The sequence below is a fragment of the Acidocella aromatica genome (assembly GCF_014201825.1).
Classification (GTDB): Bacteria; Pseudomonadota; Alphaproteobacteria; order Acetobacterales; family Acetobacteraceae; genus Acidocella; species Acidocella aromatica.
Window position 1 is genome coordinate 129,995 of sequence record NZ_JACHFJ010000001.1, and the last position, 19,800, is coordinate 149,794.

A 19,800-nucleotide genomic window follows, 5' to 3' on the forward strand; every position below is an offset into this window, starting at 1 on the left:
AAGGACAATCGGTAAAGAACGCGCCGATTTCATGTCAAACACGATTTTTCAAAAAATCAACAAAACCGCCGAACCAACCGCGGCCTCGTTCCGCTTCGAAATTGATATCCTGCATATTTTGCCCATCGCCGGTGGCGAAGGCGAGCAGCCCGATCAGCGTGGCGAAGTTCGGGGCGTTCGCCGAGTCGGGCAAGGCTAGCACGGCACCGGGGCGGCCAAGGCGCACATGCCTATCGAGAATTTGCGCCGCGAGTTCGCGTACACCGCCAAGCTGCGAGGCGCCGCCCGTAAGTACCACGCGCACGCCACCCGCGCGGCCAAGGCCCGCGGTTTCGAGCTGGTCCTTCACCAGTTCGAAGATCTCCTCGATTCTCGGACGGATGCAGGAGATGAGATGCGAGCGTGGCATCTGCACGATCTGGTGCTCCGCCTCGCCCACCATCGGCACCGGTAGCAGCTCGCGCGAATCGTCAGGGCTGGAATGGCAGTTGCCATACAGCGCCTTCAAACGCTCCGCATGCGCAATGGATGTCGAAAGCCCTTGCGCGATATCCGTGGTCACATGGTTGCCGCCCACGGGGATCTGCGCCGTGTGTAGCACCTGGCCTTCGGAGAACACCGCCATGGTGGTGGTTCCGCCGCCCATGTCGATCACCGTGGTGCCAAGCTCACGTTCATCGCCCACCAGCGTGGCAAGGCCCGAGGCCAAAGGCGCCGAGATCAGCCCCGCGATATCCAGCTCGCAGCGCGAAAGGCAGGCCGAGAGCGTGCGCAGCGCGGTGTTCCCCGCATCGATGACATGCAGCTGCGCGGTCAGCGTGTTGCAGAATAAGCCGCGCGGATCGGTGATGCCCATCGTCTCGTCGGTGGAAAAACTCAGCGGCAGCGCGTGGATCGTGGCACGGCCATCGGCGGCGGCGCGGGCACGCGCCTCGCGCACCACGCGGCGAATGTCATCGGCCGTCACGGCGCGGCCATCCACCGGCCACTGCACGTTGAACAGGCGCGACTCAGGCTGGCCGCAGGAAAGGTTCACGTAAACGGATTTGAGCCGCATATCCGCAAGCTCCTCCGCCGTGCCCACGGCGGCGCGAATCGCCCGCTCCGCCGCATCGAGGTCCACGATCCCGCCGGATTTGATCCCCTGGCTCTTCTGCCAGCCAAAGCCCAGCGAGCGCAGCCTGCCATCGGACTCCGCGCGGCCGATCAGGCAGGCAATCTTCGTCGAGCCGATGTCCAGCACGCCGAACGGGCCGGAGCGCATCCGGCGCGCGCGCGGCGCCTCATCCTGCTGCGGCTTGGCTGAAGTCTCGAGCGCGGGTGCGCGGCGTGGCGCGTTAGCCATGTTTCTGCGTCGCTCCCTGTTTCGTTGCCGCAGGCGGCGTGGGCGCCGGATAAGGCTTCACCACCAGCCGTCCCTCCTGGCGCAAATCAATCACTTCCACCGGGCGTTCGAGCAACTGCATGCTGGTTTGCAGCGCCGCGAGCTGGCCGATGGCATCCGCCTCATTCTCGGTTGGCAGCTTAACCACGGTCTGGTTCTTCAGGATCAGGTTCCAGCGCAGCCCATCCACACGCTGCGCCGCCGCCACATGCGAGAGCACGGCGGGAGCGGCCTGCAATTCGGTAACGAGCGCATTGGCATTGACCGGCGCATCCTCGCCAGAGAGCAGCAGCAGCGAGGGCTCGCGCCGCTTCGCCTCGGCGGCATCCTGGTTGGCAATCACATTGCCCTGCTTGTCGATGAGCACGAATTTCGGCTGCCCGTTGCTTGTGGTCTGCCAGATCGCAAAGATATTGCGCTCGGTCACGTTCACCACCAGCGTGCCCGGCAACTCGCGCGCCACCACGGCGCTCTGCACCGGCCCGAGCTGTTCCACCCGGTCGCGGATCTCCTGCAATGAGAAGCCTAGCGTCGGGTCGCCCGGCTTCACGCCGATGGCCTGTTGCAGCAAGGCGGGATCGGTCGTGGTGGCGCCGTTGATTTGTACATTGGAGATGCGCAGGCCGAGATCGGCGGTGAAATCCGCCAGAGGCGAGGTCGAAGGCGTTGCCACGGGTGCGGCGGCCTGGGCTATCTGCGGCGCGGGCGGGGCTGAAGGCAGGCTGCGCACCAGCTCATACCCCACGATGCCCACCGAGACGATGACAAGGAACCACAAGCCCGGCTTCAGGCTACGCTTCACACGGCGGAAGAACAACTTGCGCTGGGTCAGGCGGTCCTGCGGTGGCGCCGGCTTGCGCGCGCGCGAGGTGCGCGGGCGCTGCGGCAGCACGTCAACGCGCGACGCCGCAGAAATCTCGATCGTCGGCGGTGCTGCTACACGCGGCATGCCGCCCTCTCAACCATCCAGGTGCAGAGTGTGGAGAAATCCATGCCGGTATAGGCCGCCTGTTCCGGCAGCAGCGAGGTCGGCGTCATGCCCGGCTGGGTGTTCACCTCCAGCAGCACCAGCCGACCGGTCTCTTCGTCGTAACGCAGATCAGCGCGCGAAGCGCCCCGGCACCCCAGCGCCTTATGCGCCGCTAGCGCAATGTCCATCGCCTGGCGTGCCACACCTTCGGGGATTTCGGCCGGCACCACATGGCGCGAACCGCCAGCGGCATATTTGGCGTGGTAGTCGTAAAATTTCTCGGTCGGCAGAATTTCCGTCACCGCCAGGGCATTGTCTTCCAGCACCCCCACGGTCAGCTCCCGCCCCGGGATATACTGCTCCACCATGGCTGGACCGTAATGCCAGTTGGCCACGATCTCGGCGCGGTTATTGTCGCCAGCCTTGACGATGGACACGCCAACAGACGACCCCTCATTCACCGGCTTCACCACGTAAGGCGGCGGCAGCGGATCATGGTCGGCCAGCTCGGCAATGTCGATGATCCGGTGCGGCGCGACCGGCAGCCCGGCGGCGGTGAACACCGCCTTGGCGGCGGCCTTGTCCATGGCCAGAGCAGAGGCCCGCACACCGGAATGCGTATAGGGAATGCCTATATAGTCCAGCACGCCCTGGATCGTCCCATCCTCGCCGAACGGCCCGTGCAGCGCGTTGAACACCACGTCCGGGCGCGGGGTGAGCGCCTTGAGCAGCGCGCCGAGATCCTCGGTCACCTCGACCGCCGTCACCTCGAACCCAGCCTTTTCCAGCGCAGCAGCCACCTGCGCGCCGGAGCGGCGGGAGACCTCGCTCTCCGACGACATGCCTCCAAGAAGAACAGCCACGCGCGTCATGCCGGCACTCCAATCCGTTTAATTTCCCAACGCAGCGCCACGCCGGAATTCTCCTGCACGCGCCGCCTCACCTCTTCACCCAAGCCCTCAAGTTCCGCCGCCGTGGCCTCACCCAGATTCAGCAGAAAATTACAGTGCAATTCAGAAACCTGAGCCTGTCCTTTGGTTAGCCCCCGGCAGCCAGCGGCGTCGATCAGCTCCCATGCCTTCTGCCCTTGCGGGTTAGCGAAGGTAGAGCCGCCCGTGCGCGCCCGCACCGGCTGGCTCGCCTCACGCTTGGCCTTGATCTCCGCCATCTTCGCGCCGATCAGCGCCGCCTCACCTGGCCGCCCACGCAAACGCGCACGCACCACCACGGAATCCAGCGGCAAATTGGCGTGACGGTAAGACAGCCCCAGCTCCTGCGCCGGCACGCGGATCAACTCACCCGCGCGGGTAACAATCTCGGCCCAGTCCAGCACCTGCGCGATCTCGCCGCCATAAGCGCCCGCATTCATCGCCACCGCGCCACCAATGGTACCCGGAATGCCCGAGAGAAACTCCAGCCCCGTCAGCCCGGCCTCTGCGGCGTATTCCGCCACGGTCACATCCAGCGCCGCAGCCCCCGCGATGATGGCATCACCCTCCATCACCACATCGCCAAACCCGCGCGCCAGCTTGATGACAACGCCATTGATGCCGCCATCGCGCACGATCAGGTTGGACGCCGCGCCGATCACCGTCACTGGCATCTCCAGCGGTAAATCCTTCAGGAAAGTGCAGAGATCCTCCACATCAGCCGGGCGCAGCAAGTACTCCGCCGGCCCGCCGACGCGGAACCACGTCATCGGCGCCAACGGCGCATGCTCGGCCAGACGGCCGCGCGTGGCGGGGATCGCCGCCGCCATCATCGCCTGACTCCGGCGGCGCGCGCCGCGTTCTGCAATTCCGCGAGCTGCACCGGCAACGCCGCCGCCCATTGCGTGATATTCCCCGCCCCCAGGCAGACCACGTAATCGCCATGCCGGGCGATGGCATGCACCATCTCGGCCAGATGCGACGGATCGGACAGCGCCACCACCTGCCGGTGCCCGCGCGCGCGCAGGCCTTCAACCAACGCCTCCTTGTCCACACCCTCGATCGGCTGCTCGCCCGCCGCATACACATCAGCCACGATCACCGTGCCCGCATCATTCATGCAGGTGCAGAATTCCTCGAACAGCGATTGCAGGCGCGAGTATCGGTGCGGCTGCACCACGGCGATCACATCGCGCGCTCCGGCCTGACGCGCCGCGCGCAGCACCGCCGCGATCTCCACCGGGTGATGCCCGTAATCGTCGATCACGGTGATTCCGCCCGCCTCGCCGGTCTTGGTGAAACGCCGCTTCACACCTGCGAAATTGGCAAGCGCGGCCTTGATCTGCTGCTCGTCGATGTCCATCTCGGTGGCCACGGTAATGGCTGCCAGCGCGTTCTGCACATTGTGGTTACCCAGCATCGGTAGCTTGAACGGCCCCAGCCTGTGCGCCCGGCCGGTGATACGGTCGGAGATCCGCACCTCGAAACTCGCGCCATCCTTGGAGGTGATGATGCGCTCGGCGCGCACATCCGCCTGCAGCGAAAACCCGTAGGTAACAACGCGATGATCCGAAAGTGTGGGGATCATCTGCTGCACGGCCGGATGGTCGATGCACAGCACCGCGAAACCGTAGAACGGAATATTGGAGACGAACTGCCGATACCCGGCCTCCATCGCCTCCTTGGTCCCCCAATGGTCCAGATGCTCGGGGTCCATATTGGTAACGATGGCAATTACAGCCGGCAGGCGCAGGAAGCTGCCATCGGATTCATCGGCCTCCACCACCATCCAGTCGCCCTTGCCCAGACGCGTGTTGGAGCCATAGGCGTTGATAATGCCGCCATTGATGACGGTCGGATCGAACCCCGCTCCCTCCAGCACCGCCGCCACAAGGCTGGTGGTGGTCGTCTTGCCATGCGTGCCGCCAATGGCCACGGCCCATTTCAGCCGCATCAGCTCGGCCAGCATTTCCGCGCGCCGCACCACGGGAATCAGCTTGCGCCGCGCCGCCAGCACCTCGGGATTGTCCTTCGGCACGGCGGTGGAGATCACCACCACCTGCGCGGCTCCCAGGTTCTTCGCATCATGCCCTATGGCGACGGGAATCCCCGCCTTGCGCAGCCGCGCCACATTGGCATTCTCGGCAATATCTGAACCCTGCACCTGATAACCCAGCTCGTGCAGCACCTCGGCGATCCCGGACATGCCGATACCGCCAATGCCAACAAAATGCAGCGGCCCGATGGAAAGCGGAAGCGCCCTCATGCCACGGCTCCTTGTTGCACGAGGTCCGCCAGCTTTGCCGCGGCATCCACACGCCCGGCCTGCGCGCACACAACGGCGGCATTCGTCAGAGAATCAGAATCCATCAACAAAGTCTCAATCTTTTCAGCCAATATTTCGGGGGTCAACCCAGCTTGGTCCAACCGCCATGCCCCGCCCGCCGCCGCCAGAGCATCGGCATTGGCACGCTGGTGGTCGTCGATCGCCGTCGGCAGAGGAATGAAGATCGCCGGCCGTCCCGCCACGGCCACCTCGGCCACAGTAGACGCGCCTGCCCGCGCGATGACCAGATGCGCCTTGGCCAGCAGCGAGGCGACATCGGTGAAGAACGGCGACAGCTCAGCGGAAATCCCAGCCAGCTTGAACACCTGCCGCGCGGTGTCAATCTCCTCGACCCGGCATTGCTGCGTCACATGCAGCCGGTGGCGCAGCGCCTCGGGCAGCCGCGCCAATGCCTCGGGGATCAGCGTGCCGAACACCTTCGCTCCCAACGACCCACCCAGGACCAGCAGCTCAATGCGCTCTTCCGGAGCATGGTAACCCTCTCCATACAGCGCCACGATCGGCTTGCGCACCGGATTACCCAGAACCTTCGTCTTCACCCCGCGCGGCACCAGCTTGGTGTTGGCAAAGTTCAGCGCCAGCACATTGGCAAAGCGCGAAAGCAGCTTGTTCGCCCTGCCCAGCACCGCGTTCTGCTCATGCAGAATCACGCGCGGCTTGCCCATGAACATAATCGCCACCGCCAGCACAGGCGGTACGGAAGGATAGCCGCCAAACGCCACTACGGCGGAAGGACGAAGCTGCCGGAGCAAAGCCCGCGCCTCGAACACTCCGCGCAGCAGGGCCACCCCCCCCTGCAGCGCACGCTTGAACCCGCGCCCGGAGAGCCCGGCGCCGGAGATGACATGCCGCTCCGCCCGTGCGAAGACCTGCGAAGTCAGCCCGCCAGAGCGCGCATCGGTGAGCAACACCACGCGCTCGCCCCGCGCCAGCAGCTCCGCCGCCAGCGCCTCGGCAGGGAAGAAATGACCGCCCGTGCCACCAGCTGCGATCACAACAGGTTTCGGCGCCCCTGTTCTCATGCGCCCTCTCCGCCATGACGCTTGCGCGTCAGCGCCAGCAGAAAGCCCATCTGGATCGACACCGCCAAAGCCGAGCTGCCGCCATAGGAAAGGAACGGCAGCGTCATGCCCTTGGTAGGGATCAGCGAGAGCGAGGACGCCATGTTCACAAAGGCCTGCAAGCCAAAGCCCACCACCAGCCCGCCCGCCGCCAGCACCACGAACAAATTCGGCTCGGCCAGCAGGCGGAAGAAGGCGCGCAGTACGATGGCGGCAAACACCAGGATGATGAAGGCGCAGAAGAACAGTCCGAACTCCTCGCCCGCCACAGCGAACACGAAATCCGCGCGCGCATCGGGCAGGAAGTGCTTCACCTGCCCCTCGCCCGGCCCAAGCCCCCACATCCCGCCATTGCCGAAGGCCATCAGCGCCGTCTGCGCCTGGCTGCCCTTCGGCGGATCGATGAACATCATCACGCGCGTATGCACATGGCTGATGAAGAAGAACGCATAGACCAGCGCCAGCACCACCAGCACGGCGGCGATGCCGATCCACTTCATGTCCATGCCGTCAAGATAGAATTGCGACAGCACAACCATGGTGAACAGGAAGGTCATGCCAATATCCGGCTGCATCTTCAGCAGCAGCGCGGTGAGCAGATACACGCCAAGCGCCGCGCGCTTGCCCGGAAACCCCGGTGTACGGCGCGATTCCGCGATCAGCCACGCGGTGATGATCACGAAGGCCGGGCGCAGGAACTCACTCGGCTGCACGGTAAAACCGGGCAACGCGAGCCAGCGATTGGCGCCGTCCACCTCGGTGCCATGCACCAGGGTAAAGCCGGTGAGCAGGAAGAACACGATGCCCATCCCCAGCGCCGCCAGCTTCACCTGCCGCAGGCTGAGCATCGACATGCCCAGCATCGTCATCCCGCTGAGGATGAGGAAGAATATCTGCTTGATCATCGCCAGCGTGTGCGGGTCGGTGATATGCGTGGTAGCCGCCGGCATGGCGGCCAGCGCCAGCACGTAGCCAACGCTGAGCAGAATGCCGAGGCCGAGCATGGTCACCCGGTCCACGCTCCACCACCAGCGGCCCAACAGAGAGGTATCGGCGCGCGAAAGCGGGCGCATCAGGCAGCCACCTCCCTAGCAAGTTTGGCGAACACGTCGCCGCGCACCTCGAAATTCGGGAACTGGTCGAAGCTCGCCGCGGCGGGCGAGAACAGCACGATCCCGGCTCCCCCCTTGGCCGCCGAGAAAGCCTTGGGCAGCGCCGCTTCCAGCGTGCCCACATACTCATTGGCCACGCCATGCTGGCTCAGCTTGGCCGCGAAAGCCTCACCATCCCGGCCGATCAGGAACGCTTTCTCGACACGCGGGAAGAACGACGTCAGATCGTCAATCCCGCCCGCCTTGGCCACCCCGCCCGCAATCCACACAAAGCGCTCATGGCAGGCCATGGCGCGACTGGCGGCGTCGGCATTGGTTGCCTTGCTGTCGTTGATGAAGCGCACGCCCTCGCGCAGCGCCACCTCCTGCGCCCGGTGCGCAAGGCCGGGGAATGTCGCAATCCCCTCGGCAATCGCCGCCTCACTCACCCCAAGGGCGCGGGCCATCGCGGCGGCGGCGGCGGCGTTCTGCGCGTTATGCTCGCCTGGCAGCGCCTTGGCGCCTGTGGCTTGGCCAACCCCGGAAATCCGCACCACCTTGGCCGGTTGTGTGTCCAGCCATGCGGCCATCTCACGCGAGGGGGCGTCGTCCACCCCAACCACCGCCGTGCAGCTTTCGTCCTGGCGCGCGAAGATCGCCCGCTTGGCGGCGGCGTAGCCTGCCATGTCGCCATGGCGGTCCAGATGATCGGGCGAAAGATTCAGCATCACTGCTGTATCAAACCGGAGCGTCACGATTCGTTCCAACATATAGCTGGACATTTCCAGCACATACACGCCCTCATCCGGCAGAATCGGCAGCGACAGCGCCGCCGGGCCCAGATTCGCCCCCGCCGCGTTCGGCACCCCGGCCACGTTGAGGATATGCGCCAACAGCGCCGTGGTGGTGGATTTGCCGTTGGTGCCGGTAATCCCGGCGAAGCGCGCCTTGGAGCCCAGCCCCCGCACCGCCCGGTAGAGCAGCTCGGCATCGGTGAGCACCGGCACGCCATGCGCAGCCGCCCAGACGGCCTCGGGATGCGGTTTCGGCAGAATGTGCGGAATACCGGGGGACAGCACCACCCCATCCAGCCGCCCCGTCACCTCGGAGGGCCTGGTCACGGCAAACGCCTTCGCCGCCTCACGCGAGGGAGCAGAATCATCCCACACGAATACCTCGGCGCCAAATTCGCGCAGCCGCTCAGCGGCGGGCAACCCAGCCCGCCCCAGCCCCACCACCGCGAAACGCTGGCCGGAGAACACATTCATCGGATTTTCAGGGTCGCCAGACCGACCAGCCCCAGGATCATGGAAATGATCCAGAAGCGGATGACGATGGTCGGTTCCGCCCAGCCTTTCTTCTCGAAATGATGGTGCAGTGGCGCCATCAGAAACACGCGCCGCCCGGTGCGCTTGTACCAAAACACCTGCACGATAACCGAGATGGTCTCCACTACGAACAGCCCGCCAACGATGGCGAGCACGATCTCATTCTTCGTCGCCACGGCGACAGAGCCCAGCGCCCCGCCCAGCGAGAGCGATCCGGTATCGCCCATGAATACCGCCGCCGGGGGCGCATTGAACCACAGAAACCCAAGCCCAGCGCCGATCAGCGCCGAGAGAAACACCGCCAACTCGCCCACACCGGGAATGAAGTTGATCTCCAGATAGCCCGCGAAGATCTTGTTACCCACCAAATAGGCAATCAGCACGAACACCGCGGCGGCGATCATCGTAGGCACGGTGGCGAGGCCATCCAGCCCGTCGGTGAAGTTCACCGCATTGGCGGAGCCCATCATCACGAACAGCCCCACGAGGGGGAACAGGAAGCCGAACGGGATCAGCAGGCTCTTGAACACCGGCACAGCAAGATCGGTGGCGATGGCATCCGGCATTAGGTAGATCATCCACAGCGCCGCAATCAGCCCAATCACCCCCTCGCCCAGCAGCCGCACGCGGCCCGAGACCCCCTTGGTGTTGCGCTTGGTCAGCTTGAGGAAGTCATCGGCAAAACCGATCGCCCCGTAACCGAAGGTGACCATCAGCACCGCCCAGACATAGCCATTGTCGAGATCCGCCCAGAGCAGGGTCGAGAACCCCAGCGCCAGCAAGATCAGCACGCCCCCCATGGTCGGCGTGCCCTTTTTCTCGATCAGATGCCGCTCCGGCCCATCGGTACGGATAGGCTGGCCACCCCGCTGCATGGCCTTCAGCTTACGGATCACCTTGGGACCCAGCCAGAAGCTGATGACGAGCGCCGTCAGGCACGCGCCGCCGGCCCGGAAGGTGATGTACCGGAACAGGTTGAAAAAATGCACATGCCCGGCGAGCGGGAAGAGTAGAGCGTAAAGCATCAGCCGGGGCTTTCCAGATGCGAGATGACGTCACGCATGCGGCTGCCATAACTTCCCTTAACCAGCACTGTGTCGCCCGCGCGGAGCGCGGCTTTCACCAGGGGGGCGAGGGTGGCCGCGTCAGGCGCATGCGCGCCCTGTTTGGCCAGGGGGAGCGAGTCGAACAAGGCTTTGCTCTGCGTCCCGCAGGCAAAAACAAGATCCGCGCCCTGAATCAACGCCGGGAGCAGGGCCAGATGCTCCGCCTCGGCGTGTTCGCCCAACTCCAGCATGTCTCCCAGCACGGCCACATGCCGCCCAGGTTGCAACTCAAGCACGGCAAGGGCAGCGCGCATCGAGGCACCGGAAGCGTTGTAGCTCTCGTCCAGCAGCAGCACGCTCCCACCTTCGGGCAGCAGCAACTCGCGCCGCGCCCCGCGCCCCGCGAAGGGGGCAAAACCATCCAGCCCGGCGGCGGCCTGGTGCGCGTCCAGCCCCAAAGCCACCGCGGCGGCTAGCGTGGCCACGGCATTGCGCGCCATGTGCAGCCCTGGGGCCAGCAGCGTGAAGCGCACGGTCACACCCGAAATTTCGGCTTGAATCTCAGAGCCTTCCGGCCCAGCCTTCACATCCCGGAGCCATGCCTCCCGGCCACACACGATCTTCAACCGCCCCTCGGGCACCGAATCGAGCAGCAGGCCCAGATAGGCCGAATCGCCCGGGATCACCGCGGTTCCCCCCGGCTCCAGCCCGCCATAGATGGCCGCCTTCTCCCGCGCGATGGCCTCTTCCGAGCCCATCAGCCCCAGATGCGCCCGGTCCACGCAGGTCACCACCGCCACATGCGGGCGCACCAGCGCCACCAGCGGGGCAATTTCGCCGGAATGGTTCATGCCGATCTCGAACACCCCGAAATCCGCATCCTCGGGCATCCGGGCCAGGGTCAGCGGCACGCCGATATGGTTGTTAAAGCTCGCCTCCGCCGCATGCACGGCGCCAAACGCGCCCAAAGTGCGGCGCAGCATCTCCTTGGTCGTGGTCTTGCCCACCGAGCCGGTGACCGCCACGATCTTCGCCGCCGAACGCGCCCGCGCCGCAGCCCCCAGCCGTTCCAGCGCCTTCAGCGTGTCTCCCACCAAAATGGTGTTGCCCGCCATTTCACGCGAAACCAACGCCGCCGCCGCGCCTTTGGCGAAGGCCGCCTCGACGAAATCATGCCCATCCCGCTCCCCGGCAAGCGCCACGAACAAATCACCCGGCTGCAACGTGCGCGTATCAATGCTGATGCCCGAGACATCGAAGCCCTGCCCGAACAGATGGGTCAGCTCCTCAGCACGCCACAGCAAGCTCATGCCACGCCTCCCAGCTCACGGATCACGGCCACATCGTCAAACGGGATCACCTCGCCCTTCACAATCTGCCCCTGCTCATGCCCCTTGCCCGCCACCACCAGCACATCGCCAGGGGCCAAGCCTTCCAGCGCCGCGGCAATGGCGGCGCGCCGGTCGCCGATCTCGCGCGCCTCCGGGCAGGCCGCCATAATCGCGGCGCGGATGGCGGCAGGCTCCTCCGAACGCGGATTGTCATCGGTGACGATGCACACATCCGCCCCCTTGGCCGCTGCCTCGCCCATCAGCGGGCGCTTGCCCGCATCGCGGTCTCCCCCGGCGCCGAACACGATATGCAGCCGCCCCGTGGCGTGCGGACGCAGCGCGCTCAGCACGCGGGCGATGGCATCGGGCGTATGCGCGTAATCCACATAGGCAGCGGCGCCATTTGGTAGCACCAAGGCCCGCTCCAGCCGCCCGCGCACGCCGCGCAACTGCGGCACCAGCTCGAACGCATCCGCCACACCCACCGCTTCGGCGAGGCTCGCCGCCAGCATCGCGTTATCCGCCTGGAAGCGCCCGGGCAGATGCAGCTCCACACTGCGTCCACCGCAGATCACCTCCTGCCCATCGGGGCGCGGCACCACGCGTTCCACCTCAACAGTCTCGAATTCCAGCCCTTTCTCCGCGGCGATGGCGCGCAGCCGGGCCAGCACGCGAGGCTCCAGATCCGCCATGGCCCGCGCCGCCGCCCCGCGCTTCATCAGCGTGGTGAACAGCCGCAGCTTGGCCTCGGCATAGGCTTCCATGGTGCCGTGGTAATCAAGATGATCGCGCGTGAGGTTGGTGAACCCGGCGGCGGCAAATCGCAACCCGTCCAGGCGGCTCTGCTCCAAGCCATGGCTGGACGCCTCCATCGCCACATCCGTTACACCGTCCCGCGCCAGCTCGGCCAGCGTATTGGCCAGCGTCACCGGGTCCGGCGTGGTCAGGCTCTCGGTCACCGGACGGCCAGGGGCAATCACCCCCAGCGTGCCAAGCGATGCCGCCTTGCGGCCCGCCAAGGCAAAAATCTGGCGCAGGAAGTCCACGGTGCTGGTCTTGCCATTGGTGCCGGTCACCGCCACCAGCCGTTCCGGGAGCTTGCCGGCCAACTCCACCGCCAGCTCGGCCAGCTTGGCGCGGGGAGCAGACGCAACAATCAGCCGGCGCGGCGGCACGCCTGGCGGCCATTGCGTGCCCTCGGGTGCCAGCACAGCCACGGCGCCGCGCGCCACGGCCTCGGCGATGAACCGCCGCCCATCCGCCTTCACCCCCGGCAGCGCCGCAAACACATAGCCCGGCTTTACGGACCGGCTATCCGCGGTGATGCCGGTCACGCCGCTCAAGTCAGCCTTGCCCATCGTCATGATCATCCCGCGAAGTCATATGGCTCCCCATCATTGGTGAGACCGGCGCCATGATCCCGTCATGCCGCACATGCGTGCCGTGCGAGGCCGACGGCTCCGGCTCCAGATTGCCGCCCGTCTGCGTCTGCGCCTGCGCGGCCGAGGGCGGCGGCCCCGGTGGGGCGGGCGGCTTCGCACCCATCAGTTGGTAGGCGAAGGGATTGGCCCCCGGCGGCAGCGGATTATCAGGCCCCAGCGCCCTCTGCCCCGGCGGCGGCGTAGGGTTCAGCGGCACGGTCAACTGCTGCTGCAACTGCGCGAGCTGGTCGCCGGTGGCGGGCATAATGCCCAGCATCGGCCCAATGCGCGCGATGATCCGCCCCACCGTGGGCGCCGAAATATAGCCGCCCGTGGTAAAGCCGTAGGTGGTTGCATCCGGCTTGGGCTGCAGCACCAGCACGTAGACCACGTATTGCGGGTTCTCCATGGGGAAGGCCGCCATGAAGGACGCGTTATTGGTGTGCTTCAGATACCCGCCATTCGGCCCCACCACCTGGGCGGTGCCGGTCTTTCCGCCAACCACATAGCCCGGCACGGCGGCATTCTTGCCGGTACCGAACAGCACGACGTCGGTCATGATCTTGCGCATCATGTCCGAGGTGCTTTGCTGCATGATCCGGGTGCCCTGAGGCGGAGCGGCCGGGTCCACCTTCAGCAGGGTCGGATCGTAGCGGATACCGCCATTGACGATCGGCAGAACGCCAGTCACCAGCTGCAACGGAGAGATGGCGATGCCCGCGCCGAAGGAGACAGTCATCGTCGCCGCCAGTCCCCAATTGTTCTTGGAAGGAAATTGCGGGCGCGGCGGGCCAGGTAGCTGCACATTCACCGGCTGGAAGAATTGCTGGCGGGTAAACCAGTCCTGCTCGATCTTCGGCCCCAGGATGGTGGCGATACGCGACGCGCCGATATTGGAGGAGACGTTGATGATCTCCGGCACCGCCATCCAACTGTGCGCGGCCTCGTAATCGGTGATGTGGAAACGCCCCACTTTAAGCGGGTGCGTGGTGTCGAAATAATCCCACCAATGGATCATCCCGGAATCCAGCGCCATCGCCACGGTTTGCAGCTTGAATACCGAACCCGGCTCATAGGTGCCGTTCACGCAGCGGTTGAACTGGCTGTTGCGGTCGGCGCTGCCATAGCTGTTCACGTCGTAATCCGGCAGGCTGGCCATGGCCAGTATCTCGCCGGTATGCGCGTTCATCACGATGGCGCAGCCACCCGGCGCCTGGAACTCCTTCACCGCCGCGGCCAGCTCGTCATGCACGATGCTCTGAATACCCGCATCGATGGACAGCTCCAGCGGCTGGGTGTTGCCAGTGGTCAGGCGCTGCTGGAAATACTGCTCCACACCGGCAACGCCCTCGCCATCCACCTTCACCCCGCCCAGGATGTGCGCGGCCAGATTGCCATCCGGGTAGTGGCGCTTCTCGCTGTTCTCGAAATACACGCCCGGAATACCGAGCGAGTTAACCGCCAGTTCCTCCTGAGGAGTGAGCTTACGGTTGAGATAGACGAACTCCTTGCGCTTCTCCACCGGCACGCCCGCACCGAGTTTCATCGCGGTATCAGCCACGTTGATGCCCGGCATGGCATTGGCCAAGAGCTGGGCGGCGGCCTGCGGGTCCGGCACCTGCTGCGGGTCGGCGAAAAGCTGCGCGCCGGGCAGCGAGACGGCGAGGATGGTGCCGTTACGGTCAGTGATGTCCGCGCGCGAGGGCGGCGGCGGGGTCATGTCGAGCTGCGGTTGCATCGCGGCGATCTGCGCGGCGCTCGGCAGCAGCGGGCGCACCACGGTGGACCAGGTGAGCTTGGCCCCCACCCCGGCATAAAGCCCCATGAACAGCAGCGCCGCGATGACCATGCGCCCGCGCGCCTTGTCCAGCGCGCGGCGCTGGTCGAGGTCAGGGGCGGTGACCCGCACATTCTCCATCAGCGGCACGGCGCCACCGCGCGCGGGCGCACCCTTCCGCCGCGAGGGCGGCGGCTGGTCCGGCCGCAGCGTTAATGTCAATTGTCGCCCCCTTGGGCCATGCCGAGCATGGAACCGCCATTATCGATTGGCATCGGCGCCGGGGCGGCGCTGGCCACGGCCCGCACGGACATCACCTGAGCGCCAATCGGCTGAGCACGCGGCGCGGGCGAGGCGGAGGCCACATACAGCGCCGAACCATTCTCCTCATGCGTGGCATGGACGGAATGATGCGCGGTGTGGTGCGTAACGCTGTCGGCACTGGCCAGACGCTCGGGCTGCGCCTCGGCATGCTTGGCCACGGCCGGCTTGGGCGCGGCGGCGGCAACGGCCGCCGCGTTGACGGAAGCCAGCTGCACCTGCGCGGCGGGCTTGGTCGCCAAGCTGGGCGCGGCGGGCTTGGCCGCGGACGCCACGGCGGCAGGCGCTGCCGCCGGCGTGGACGCAAGCGCCGTGGCGGGCGCCGCCTGGGCGAGTTGCGGCATGGCGGGCACCGGATCGGCCGGGTTGGCGCCAGGCGGCGGGCTGCCAGGTGACGGCAAGGCGCTGCCCAGGCTGGCCAGGGTGGTGAGCTGTCCCGGCTTCATCGGCTGCAACCCGGTGAACTGCGCCGCCAGCGAGGCCAGGCGCGACGGGTCCGCCTCCAGAGCCCACTGCGCCTGCAACACGCGGATGCTCTGCTCATCCTGGCGCGTCTGCTGCGTCACCTGGGAGATCTGGTCGTCCAGCGCCTCGCTATGGTGCTTGACCATGAATAGATACGCGCCGGAGAACGCGAACATCATGCCGCTGATGAGGGTAAGGGGCCGTACGATCATGCCGCGAGCCTTTCCATAACGCGCAGCTTGGCGCTGCGGGCGCGGGGGTTGGCGTTGAGTTCCGCCGCACTGGCGGTCACCGGAGACTTGGTGACGAGCGCGAAACGAGGCTTGGCCTGGGCCAGCAGCCCGGCCGGATCATGCCGCGAAGCACCCGGCATACGCCCGGCGCTGCCCGCGAAAAACTGCTTCACGATGCGGTCTTCCAGCGAGTGGAAGCTAACCACCACGAGCCGCCCGCCGGGCTTGAGCATGTCTGCTGCCTGCTCCAGCGCCGCCTGGACATCCGCAAGCTCATCGTTGACCGCGATGCGCAGCGCCTGAAAGCTTCTTGTCGCCGGGTCCAGCCCCGATTTATCCGGTCTCACGACACCCCGTATCACGCCAGCCAGATCCGCCGTCGTTGTAAATTTCTGCACCTTGCGCCGCTCGACGATAGCCTTGGCCACGCGCCGCGCCGCCTTCTCCTCCCCGAACTCGTAAAGAATATCCGCCAGTTCGGATTCGGGGCAAAAGTTCACCAGCGTCTCCGCATTCATTTCGCTGCTGCCCATTTGCATGTTCAAAGGCCCGTCATGGCGAAAAGAAAACCCGCGTGCCGGATCGTCGATCTGGTACGAGGAAACCCCGAGATCGAACACCGCGCCGTCGAGTCCGGCAACTTCATGCGCCGCCAGCAGCTCAGAAATATTGCTGATTCTACCTTCGCAAATCGTAAAGCGTCCGGGATATTCGCGTTCAAGCTCATGCCCGCGCGCCACGGCGGCGGGGTCGCGGTCGGTGGCGAAGAGCCGGCAATCCGCTGCGTCGAGAATCGCTTTGGCATAGCCGCCGCCACCAAAAGTCCCATCCAGATAAACGCCTCCATCGCGCGGCTGGAGCATGTTCACAGCCTCATCGCGTAGAACTGGAATATGTGAAAATTCTGTCATCTTGCTGGCGCCCCAAAGGCAATCTTCGGCGCCGCGGCGCAGGAAGCTTCCAGGAACGCCTTACCCGCCTCGGGCTCCCAGATATGAAAATGATCGCCACGGCCAAGAAAATACACGGCCTCGGCCAGCTTCGCCCGCGCGGCCAGATGCGCCGGAATCATAATCCGCCCCTGCGCATCTAGCTCCACCTCGGCGGCTTGGCTGTAAACCACGCTGGCCAGGGCGTAATGCTCGGGGTCGGTCTCGGCCAGAGCATCGACCTTCTCCTGGAACTTGACGTAATCGGGCAACGGCCAGGCCTCCACGCAGCCATCGAGCAGCGAGGGCCGCAGTACCAGCGTCATCTCCGGCGTGACCTTCCACACATTGCGGAATGCCGCCGGGACGGAGACCCGCCCCTTCGCATCCAGCTTGTTCTCGTGGGTGCCGAAGAGTCGCTTCATTGGGGTTTAAACGCGAGGCCTTCCACCATTTTATGGGAAATCATGGGTTTCTTTCCCACTAGCATGGAGCACTTCACCACGTCAAAGATATTTCCTAGGAATTCCTTAATGACTCGGCGTAACTCCCCCTCGCGGAATCAACAAATTTCGCTGCTTTGTTCGCAATTTGTTCATGTTTCGCGCACGCAGTCCTGCGGCAAATCAATTTTGCAAACGCAACGAAAATTGTTTGGGCCAGAACAAAAAGAGAAAATCCAGACGGTCTGTAAGCCGGGTTCTGTCCACGCCCCTAGGGACGCTGGACGGCCATTCATCTGGGGCGGACGTTACCGCCCGCCTCACGCAACCAACCCGGGCGGCAAACCGGAAATCGTTTCGCGCCCATGCTTTCGCACGGCGCCGGCCGCCCCTATTCGGTCTTGCTCCCGGTGGGGTTTACCCTGCCCTCCCTGTTACCAGCGAGGCGGTGCGCTCTTACCGCACCATTTCACCCTTACCCTGGGCGAACCCGAAGGCGGTATGTTTCTGTGGCACTGTCCCTGGGGTCGCCCCCGCCGGCCGTTAGCCGGCACCGTACTTCCGTGGAGCCCGGACTTTCCTCCCATGGCTTGCACCACCGGCGGCCGTCCAACCGTCTGGAACGCCCTCCCTACTCCCGGGGCTCAGGCGCGGTCAACCAGCGCTCGCAGCGCGGCGGCGCGGGCGCTGGTGGGCGCATCGGCCACGCCGCTCAGGTTTTGTGGCAGAAAATGCCGCTGGAAGGCGGTAATCACATCGCGCTCCGGCAGGCTGACATCATAGCCGATGGCGGCGAGATCCGCCGGCAAATCCCCCGGCACGCCGAACTCATCCGTCCACATGCCGATGCCCGCCTCCGCCAGCCTCTTCCAGTCGAACAACTCGCCTGGGTCCTGCTTGCGGTTGGGGGCGATGTCCGAATGCGCGACCACATTGCGCGCCGGGATCGGATGGCGCGAGAGGATGCCCAGACACAACTCCAGCACAGCATCCATCTGCGCGTCGGGAAACAGCCTGTAACCCCATTCATGCCCCGGATTGACGATCTCGATGCCCACCGAGGCGCCGTTGAGCAAGCGTTGCCCCCGCCAGTAGGAGATGCCCGCATGCCAGGCGCGCTTCTCCTCGGGCACCAGACAGTAAACCGTGCCATCCTCATCCACCACGTAATGCGAGGACACCTTGGCTTCCGGCGAGCGCAGCAGGTCGATAGCCGACTGCGCCGTTGGCATGCCCGTGTAATGCAGCACGAGGAACTCTACTGCCGCGTCGCGCTCATCCACATTCGGTGAGGGCAGCAGGATCATGCGGCCAACCTCCTTGTCAGCAGCAGATCCACCCCCAGCCCGATCATCAGCCCGCCCGCCCCTTGGCGCACGCGCGCAATCACACCTCCGCGCCCGGCCAGGGAGCCGCGCACCGCCCCTGCCGCCAACGCCACGGCGAGGTCCGCGCTGGTGTTCAACGCGACCGAGACCAGCCCAAGGAGCAGGAATTGCAACGCCACATGGCCTCGTGGAAGGTCAACGAATTGCGGCAAAAAGGCGAGGAAGAACGTCGCCGTCTTGGGGTTGAGCGCCTCCACCAGCATGCCGTCGATTACCGCCCGGCGCGGATTGGCGGGCCTGGGCTCCACGGCTTGCAACATCGCCGCATCCCGCCGCGCGGAGCGGATCATGCCGATACCCATCCATACCAGATACACCGCCCCGGCCAGCTTCAGCAGCGCGAACAGCTTGGCGCTGGCCAGCACCAGGGCCGAGAGCCCCAAAGTGCCCGCCACCACATGCACCATGCCGCCAATGCCCGTTCCAGCGCCCGAGGCCAGCCCCTCCAGCTTTCCTGCCGCCAAACTGCGCGAGCTGACGTAAAAAATACTCGGCCCCGGCAGCAGCGCCAGCACCAGCGCCGCCGCGAAAAACATCCAAAAATTCTGAGACATGGCTACAGCCGCCGCTCCCGCTTAATCGCGTCATAGGCGGCGTTGATCCGCGCCACCTTCTCCGAGGCCAGTTTGATCCGCGCCGCCGACGCGCCCTGCGAGGCCAGCACGTCCGGATGATGTTCGCGCACCAACTGCTTCCAGCGAGTGCGGATCTCGTCGCCCGTGGCACTGCGGCGCAGGCCAAGCACGGCATAGGCGTCCTCGGCGGATTGCTGAGGCGCCGCCACTCCGCCCGAAGCCCGGCGGATCGCCGCCTCATCCAGCCGGAAGGCAAAAGCCACCCGGCCCAGAAAATCCGCTTCCGCACCGTTAAGCGCGCCATCGGCCCGGGCGATCTGGTACAATCCCGCAAGCACTTGCTCCAAAATCCCCCGGCTGTCGGAAAAGGCTTGCCCGAGCTGGGTGGCATAGCTCTCGAAGCCGTCGGTACTTTCACGCGCGCTGTCGAACAGCCGCCCCACCTCGGCGACATTCTCCGGCGGAATGGCGAAGCTGCGCTTGAACGCGTCGATCTCCACACGGCCTACCGGCCCGTCGCATTTGGCGAGCTTGGCGGCCAGCACGGTCACGCTCACGGCGAACAGCTGGTCCCGCCCGCCGAGCATGGCGGCCACCCTGGCGCTGTCGAACGGCATCACCCGGTCACCGAAGAAGGAGAAGGCCTGGAACCGCCCCTCATCCGCCGCGTGGCCCAGCGCCGCGCCGAACAGCGCCCCCACCGGCCCGCCCATGGCGAAACCGGCCAGACCACCGATAAACTTGCCCCAGTAGCTCATGTG

Annotated in this window: 18 protein-coding genes and 1 other RNA gene; all 19 read right to left on the bottom strand. The window is 65.6% G+C overall.

Features of this window, described 5'->3' with window-relative positions:
- Nucleotides 1-34: 34 nt before the first annotated feature.
- Nucleotides 35-1,345 carry a cell division protein FtsA gene (gene ftsA / locus HNP71_RS00670; protein ID WP_183264928.1) on the bottom strand — a complete coding sequence of 437 codons (1,311 nt, stop codon included), beginning with the start codon at nt 1,343-1,345 and terminating at the stop codon, nt 35-37.
- Nucleotides 1,338-2,333 (bottom strand): cell division protein FtsQ/DivIB, encoded by a 996-nt coding sequence (locus HNP71_RS00675; protein ID WP_183264929.1) that lies wholly within the window; start codon nt 2,331-2,333, stop codon nt 1,338-1,340. The genes ftsA and HNP71_RS00675 overlap by 8 nt, the downstream gene beginning before the upstream one ends.
- Nucleotides 2,321-3,226, bottom strand: coding sequence for a D-alanine--D-alanine ligase (locus HNP71_RS00680; protein WP_183264930.1), 906 nt, complete (start codon nt 3,224-3,226; stop codon nt 2,321-2,323). Before HNP71_RS00680 ends, HNP71_RS00675 begins: the two co-directional genes overlap by 13 nt.
- Complete coding sequence (gene murB / locus HNP71_RS00685) at nt 3,223-4,116, bottom strand: UDP-N-acetylmuramate dehydrogenase (RefSeq protein WP_408840387.1); 894 nt, start codon at nt 4,114-4,116, stop codon at nt 3,223-3,225. Before murB ends, HNP71_RS00680 begins: the two co-directional genes overlap by 4 nt.
- Nucleotides 4,113-5,549 (bottom strand): UDP-N-acetylmuramate--L-alanine ligase, encoded by a 1,437-nt coding sequence (gene murC / locus HNP71_RS00690; RefSeq protein ID WP_183264931.1) that lies wholly within the window; start codon nt 5,547-5,549, stop codon nt 4,113-4,115. The genes murB and murC overlap by 4 nt, the downstream gene beginning before the upstream one ends.
- Nucleotides 5,546-6,652, bottom strand: a complete 1,107-nt coding sequence (gene murG, locus HNP71_RS00695) for an undecaprenyldiphospho-muramoylpentapeptide beta-N-acetylglucosaminyltransferase (RefSeq protein WP_183264932.1) — start codon at nt 6,650-6,652, stop codon at nt 5,546-5,548. Before murG ends, murC begins: the two co-directional genes overlap by 4 nt.
- Nucleotides 6,649-7,764 carry an FtsW/RodA/SpoVE family cell cycle protein gene (locus tag HNP71_RS00700; protein ID WP_183264933.1) on the bottom strand — a complete coding sequence of 372 codons (1,116 nt, stop codon included), beginning with the start codon at nt 7,762-7,764 and terminating at the stop codon, nt 6,649-6,651. Before HNP71_RS00700 ends, murG begins: the two co-directional genes overlap by 4 nt.
- Nucleotides 7,764-9,050, bottom strand: coding sequence for a UDP-N-acetylmuramoyl-L-alanine--D-glutamate ligase (murD, locus tag HNP71_RS00705; RefSeq protein WP_183264934.1), 1,287 nt, complete (start codon nt 9,048-9,050; stop codon nt 7,764-7,766). Before murD ends, HNP71_RS00700 begins: the two co-directional genes overlap by 1 nt.
- On the bottom strand, nt 9,047-10,135 hold the full coding sequence (mraY, locus tag HNP71_RS00710) for a phospho-N-acetylmuramoyl-pentapeptide-transferase (RefSeq protein ID WP_183264935.1): 1,089 nt from the start codon (nt 10,133-10,135) through the stop codon (nt 9,047-9,049). Before mraY ends, murD begins: the two co-directional genes overlap by 4 nt.
- Nucleotides 10,135-11,466, bottom strand: coding sequence for a UDP-N-acetylmuramoyl-tripeptide--D-alanyl-D-alanine ligase (locus HNP71_RS00715; protein WP_183264936.1), 1,332 nt, complete (start codon nt 11,464-11,466; stop codon nt 10,135-10,137). Before HNP71_RS00715 ends, mraY begins: the two co-directional genes overlap by 1 nt.
- Nucleotides 11,463-12,851, bottom strand: coding sequence for a UDP-N-acetylmuramoyl-L-alanyl-D-glutamate--2,6-diaminopimelate ligase (locus HNP71_RS00720; protein WP_408840390.1), 1,389 nt, complete (start codon nt 12,849-12,851; stop codon nt 11,463-11,465). The genes HNP71_RS00715 and HNP71_RS00720 overlap by 4 nt, the downstream gene beginning before the upstream one ends.
- Nucleotides 12,832-14,907 carry a peptidoglycan D,D-transpeptidase FtsI family protein gene (locus HNP71_RS00725; protein ID WP_183264937.1) on the bottom strand — a complete coding sequence of 692 codons (2,076 nt, stop codon included), beginning with the start codon at nt 14,905-14,907 and terminating at the stop codon, nt 12,832-12,834. Before HNP71_RS00725 ends, HNP71_RS00720 begins: the two co-directional genes overlap by 20 nt.
- Nucleotides 14,904-15,683: a cell division protein FtsL gene (gene ftsL / locus HNP71_RS00730; RefSeq protein WP_183264938.1), complete on the bottom strand. Its 780-nt coding sequence runs from the start codon at nt 15,681-15,683 to the stop codon at nt 14,904-14,906. The genes HNP71_RS00725 and ftsL overlap by 4 nt, the downstream gene beginning before the upstream one ends.
- Entirely contained in the window at nt 15,680-16,615 is a 936-nt protein-coding gene (rsmH, locus tag HNP71_RS00735; RefSeq protein ID WP_183264939.1) for a 16S rRNA (cytosine(1402)-N(4))-methyltransferase RsmH, read from the bottom strand. The genes ftsL and rsmH overlap by 4 nt, the downstream gene beginning before the upstream one ends.
- Nucleotides 16,612-17,058, bottom strand: coding sequence for a division/cell wall cluster transcriptional repressor MraZ (locus HNP71_RS00740; protein WP_183264940.1), 447 nt, complete (start codon nt 17,056-17,058; stop codon nt 16,612-16,614). The genes rsmH and HNP71_RS00740 overlap by 4 nt, the downstream gene beginning before the upstream one ends.
- 250 nt (nt 17,059-17,308) lie before the next feature.
- Nucleotides 17,309-17,697: RNase P RNA component class A (gene rnpB / locus HNP71_RS00745), an RNA gene on the bottom strand.
- Nucleotides 17,698-17,720: 23 nt separating this feature from the next.
- The gene (locus HNP71_RS00750; RefSeq protein WP_183264941.1) at nt 17,721-18,383 is read right to left on the bottom strand and encodes an N-acetylmuramoyl-L-alanine amidase; all 663 of its coding nucleotides are present in this window, start codon (nt 18,381-18,383) and stop codon (nt 17,721-17,723) included.
- The gene (locus HNP71_RS00755; protein ID WP_183264942.1) at nt 18,380-19,018 is read right to left on the bottom strand and encodes a LysE family translocator; all 639 of its coding nucleotides are present in this window, start codon (nt 19,016-19,018) and stop codon (nt 18,380-18,382) included. The genes HNP71_RS00750 and HNP71_RS00755 overlap by 4 nt, the downstream gene beginning before the upstream one ends.
- A gap of 2 nt (nt 19,019-19,020) precedes the next feature.
- Nucleotides 19,021-19,797 (bottom strand): TerB family tellurite resistance protein, encoded by a 777-nt coding sequence (locus tag HNP71_RS00760; protein ID WP_183264943.1) that lies wholly within the window; start codon nt 19,795-19,797, stop codon nt 19,021-19,023.
- Between the last annotated feature and the right edge of the window lie 3 nt (nt 19,798-19,800).

Excerpts from the sequence above, each read along its gene's own strand:
- ftsA (WP_183264928.1), bottom strand. The coding sequence starts at position 1,345 with ATGGCTAACGCGCCACGCCGCGCACCCGCGCTCGAGACTTCAGCCAAG.
- HNP71_RS00675 (WP_183264929.1), bottom strand. The coding sequence starts at position 2,333 with ATGCCGCGTGTAGCAGCACCGCCGACGATCGAGATTTCTGCGGCGTCG.
- HNP71_RS00680 (WP_183264930.1), bottom strand. The coding sequence starts at position 3,226 with ATGACGCGCGTGGCTGTTCTTCTTGGAGGCATGTCGTCGGAGAGCGAG.
- murB (WP_408840387.1), bottom strand. The coding sequence starts at position 4,116 with ATGATGGCGGCGGCGATCCCCGCCACGCGCGGCCGTCTGGCCGAGCAT.
- murC (WP_183264931.1), bottom strand. The coding sequence starts at position 5,549 with ATGAGGGCGCTTCCGCTTTCCATCGGGCCGCTGCATTTTGTTGGCATT.
- murG (WP_183264932.1), bottom strand. The coding sequence starts at position 6,652 with ATGAGAACAGGGGCGCCGAAACCTGTTGTGATCGCAGCTGGTGGCACG.
- HNP71_RS00700 (WP_183264933.1), bottom strand. The coding sequence starts at position 7,764 with ATGCGCCCGCTTTCGCGCGCCGATACCTCTCTGTTGGGCCGCTGGTGG.
- murD (WP_183264934.1), bottom strand. The coding sequence starts at position 9,050 with ATGAATGTGTTCTCCGGCCAGCGTTTCGCGGTGGTGGGGCTGGGGCGG.
- mraY (WP_183264935.1), bottom strand. The coding sequence starts at position 10,135 with ATGCTTTACGCTCTACTCTTCCCGCTCGCCGGGCATGTGCATTTTTTC.
- HNP71_RS00715 (WP_183264936.1), bottom strand. The coding sequence starts at position 11,466 with ATGAGCTTGCTGTGGCGTGCTGAGGAGCTGACCCATCTGTTCGGGCAG.
- HNP71_RS00720 (WP_408840390.1), bottom strand. The coding sequence starts at position 12,851 with ATGACGATGGGCAAGGCTGACTTGAGCGGCGTGACCGGCATCACCGCG.
- ftsL (WP_183264938.1), bottom strand. The coding sequence starts at position 15,683 with ATGATCGTACGGCCCCTTACCCTCATCAGCGGCATGATGTTCGCGTTC.
- rsmH (WP_183264939.1), bottom strand. The coding sequence starts at position 16,615 with ATGACAGAATTTTCACATATTCCAGTTCTACGCGATGAGGCTGTGAAC.
- HNP71_RS00740 (WP_183264940.1), bottom strand. The coding sequence starts at position 17,058 with ATGAAGCGACTCTTCGGCACCCACGAGAACAAGCTGGATGCGAAGGGG.
- HNP71_RS00750 (WP_183264941.1), bottom strand. The coding sequence starts at position 18,383 with ATGATCCTGCTGCCCTCACCGAATGTGGATGAGCGCGACGCGGCAGTA.
- HNP71_RS00755 (WP_183264942.1), bottom strand. The coding sequence starts at position 19,018 with ATGTCTCAGAATTTTTGGATGTTTTTCGCGGCGGCGCTGGTGCTGGCG.
- HNP71_RS00760 (WP_183264943.1), bottom strand. The coding sequence starts at position 19,797 with ATGAGCTACTGGGGCAAGTTTATCGGTGGTCTGGCCGGTTTCGCCATG.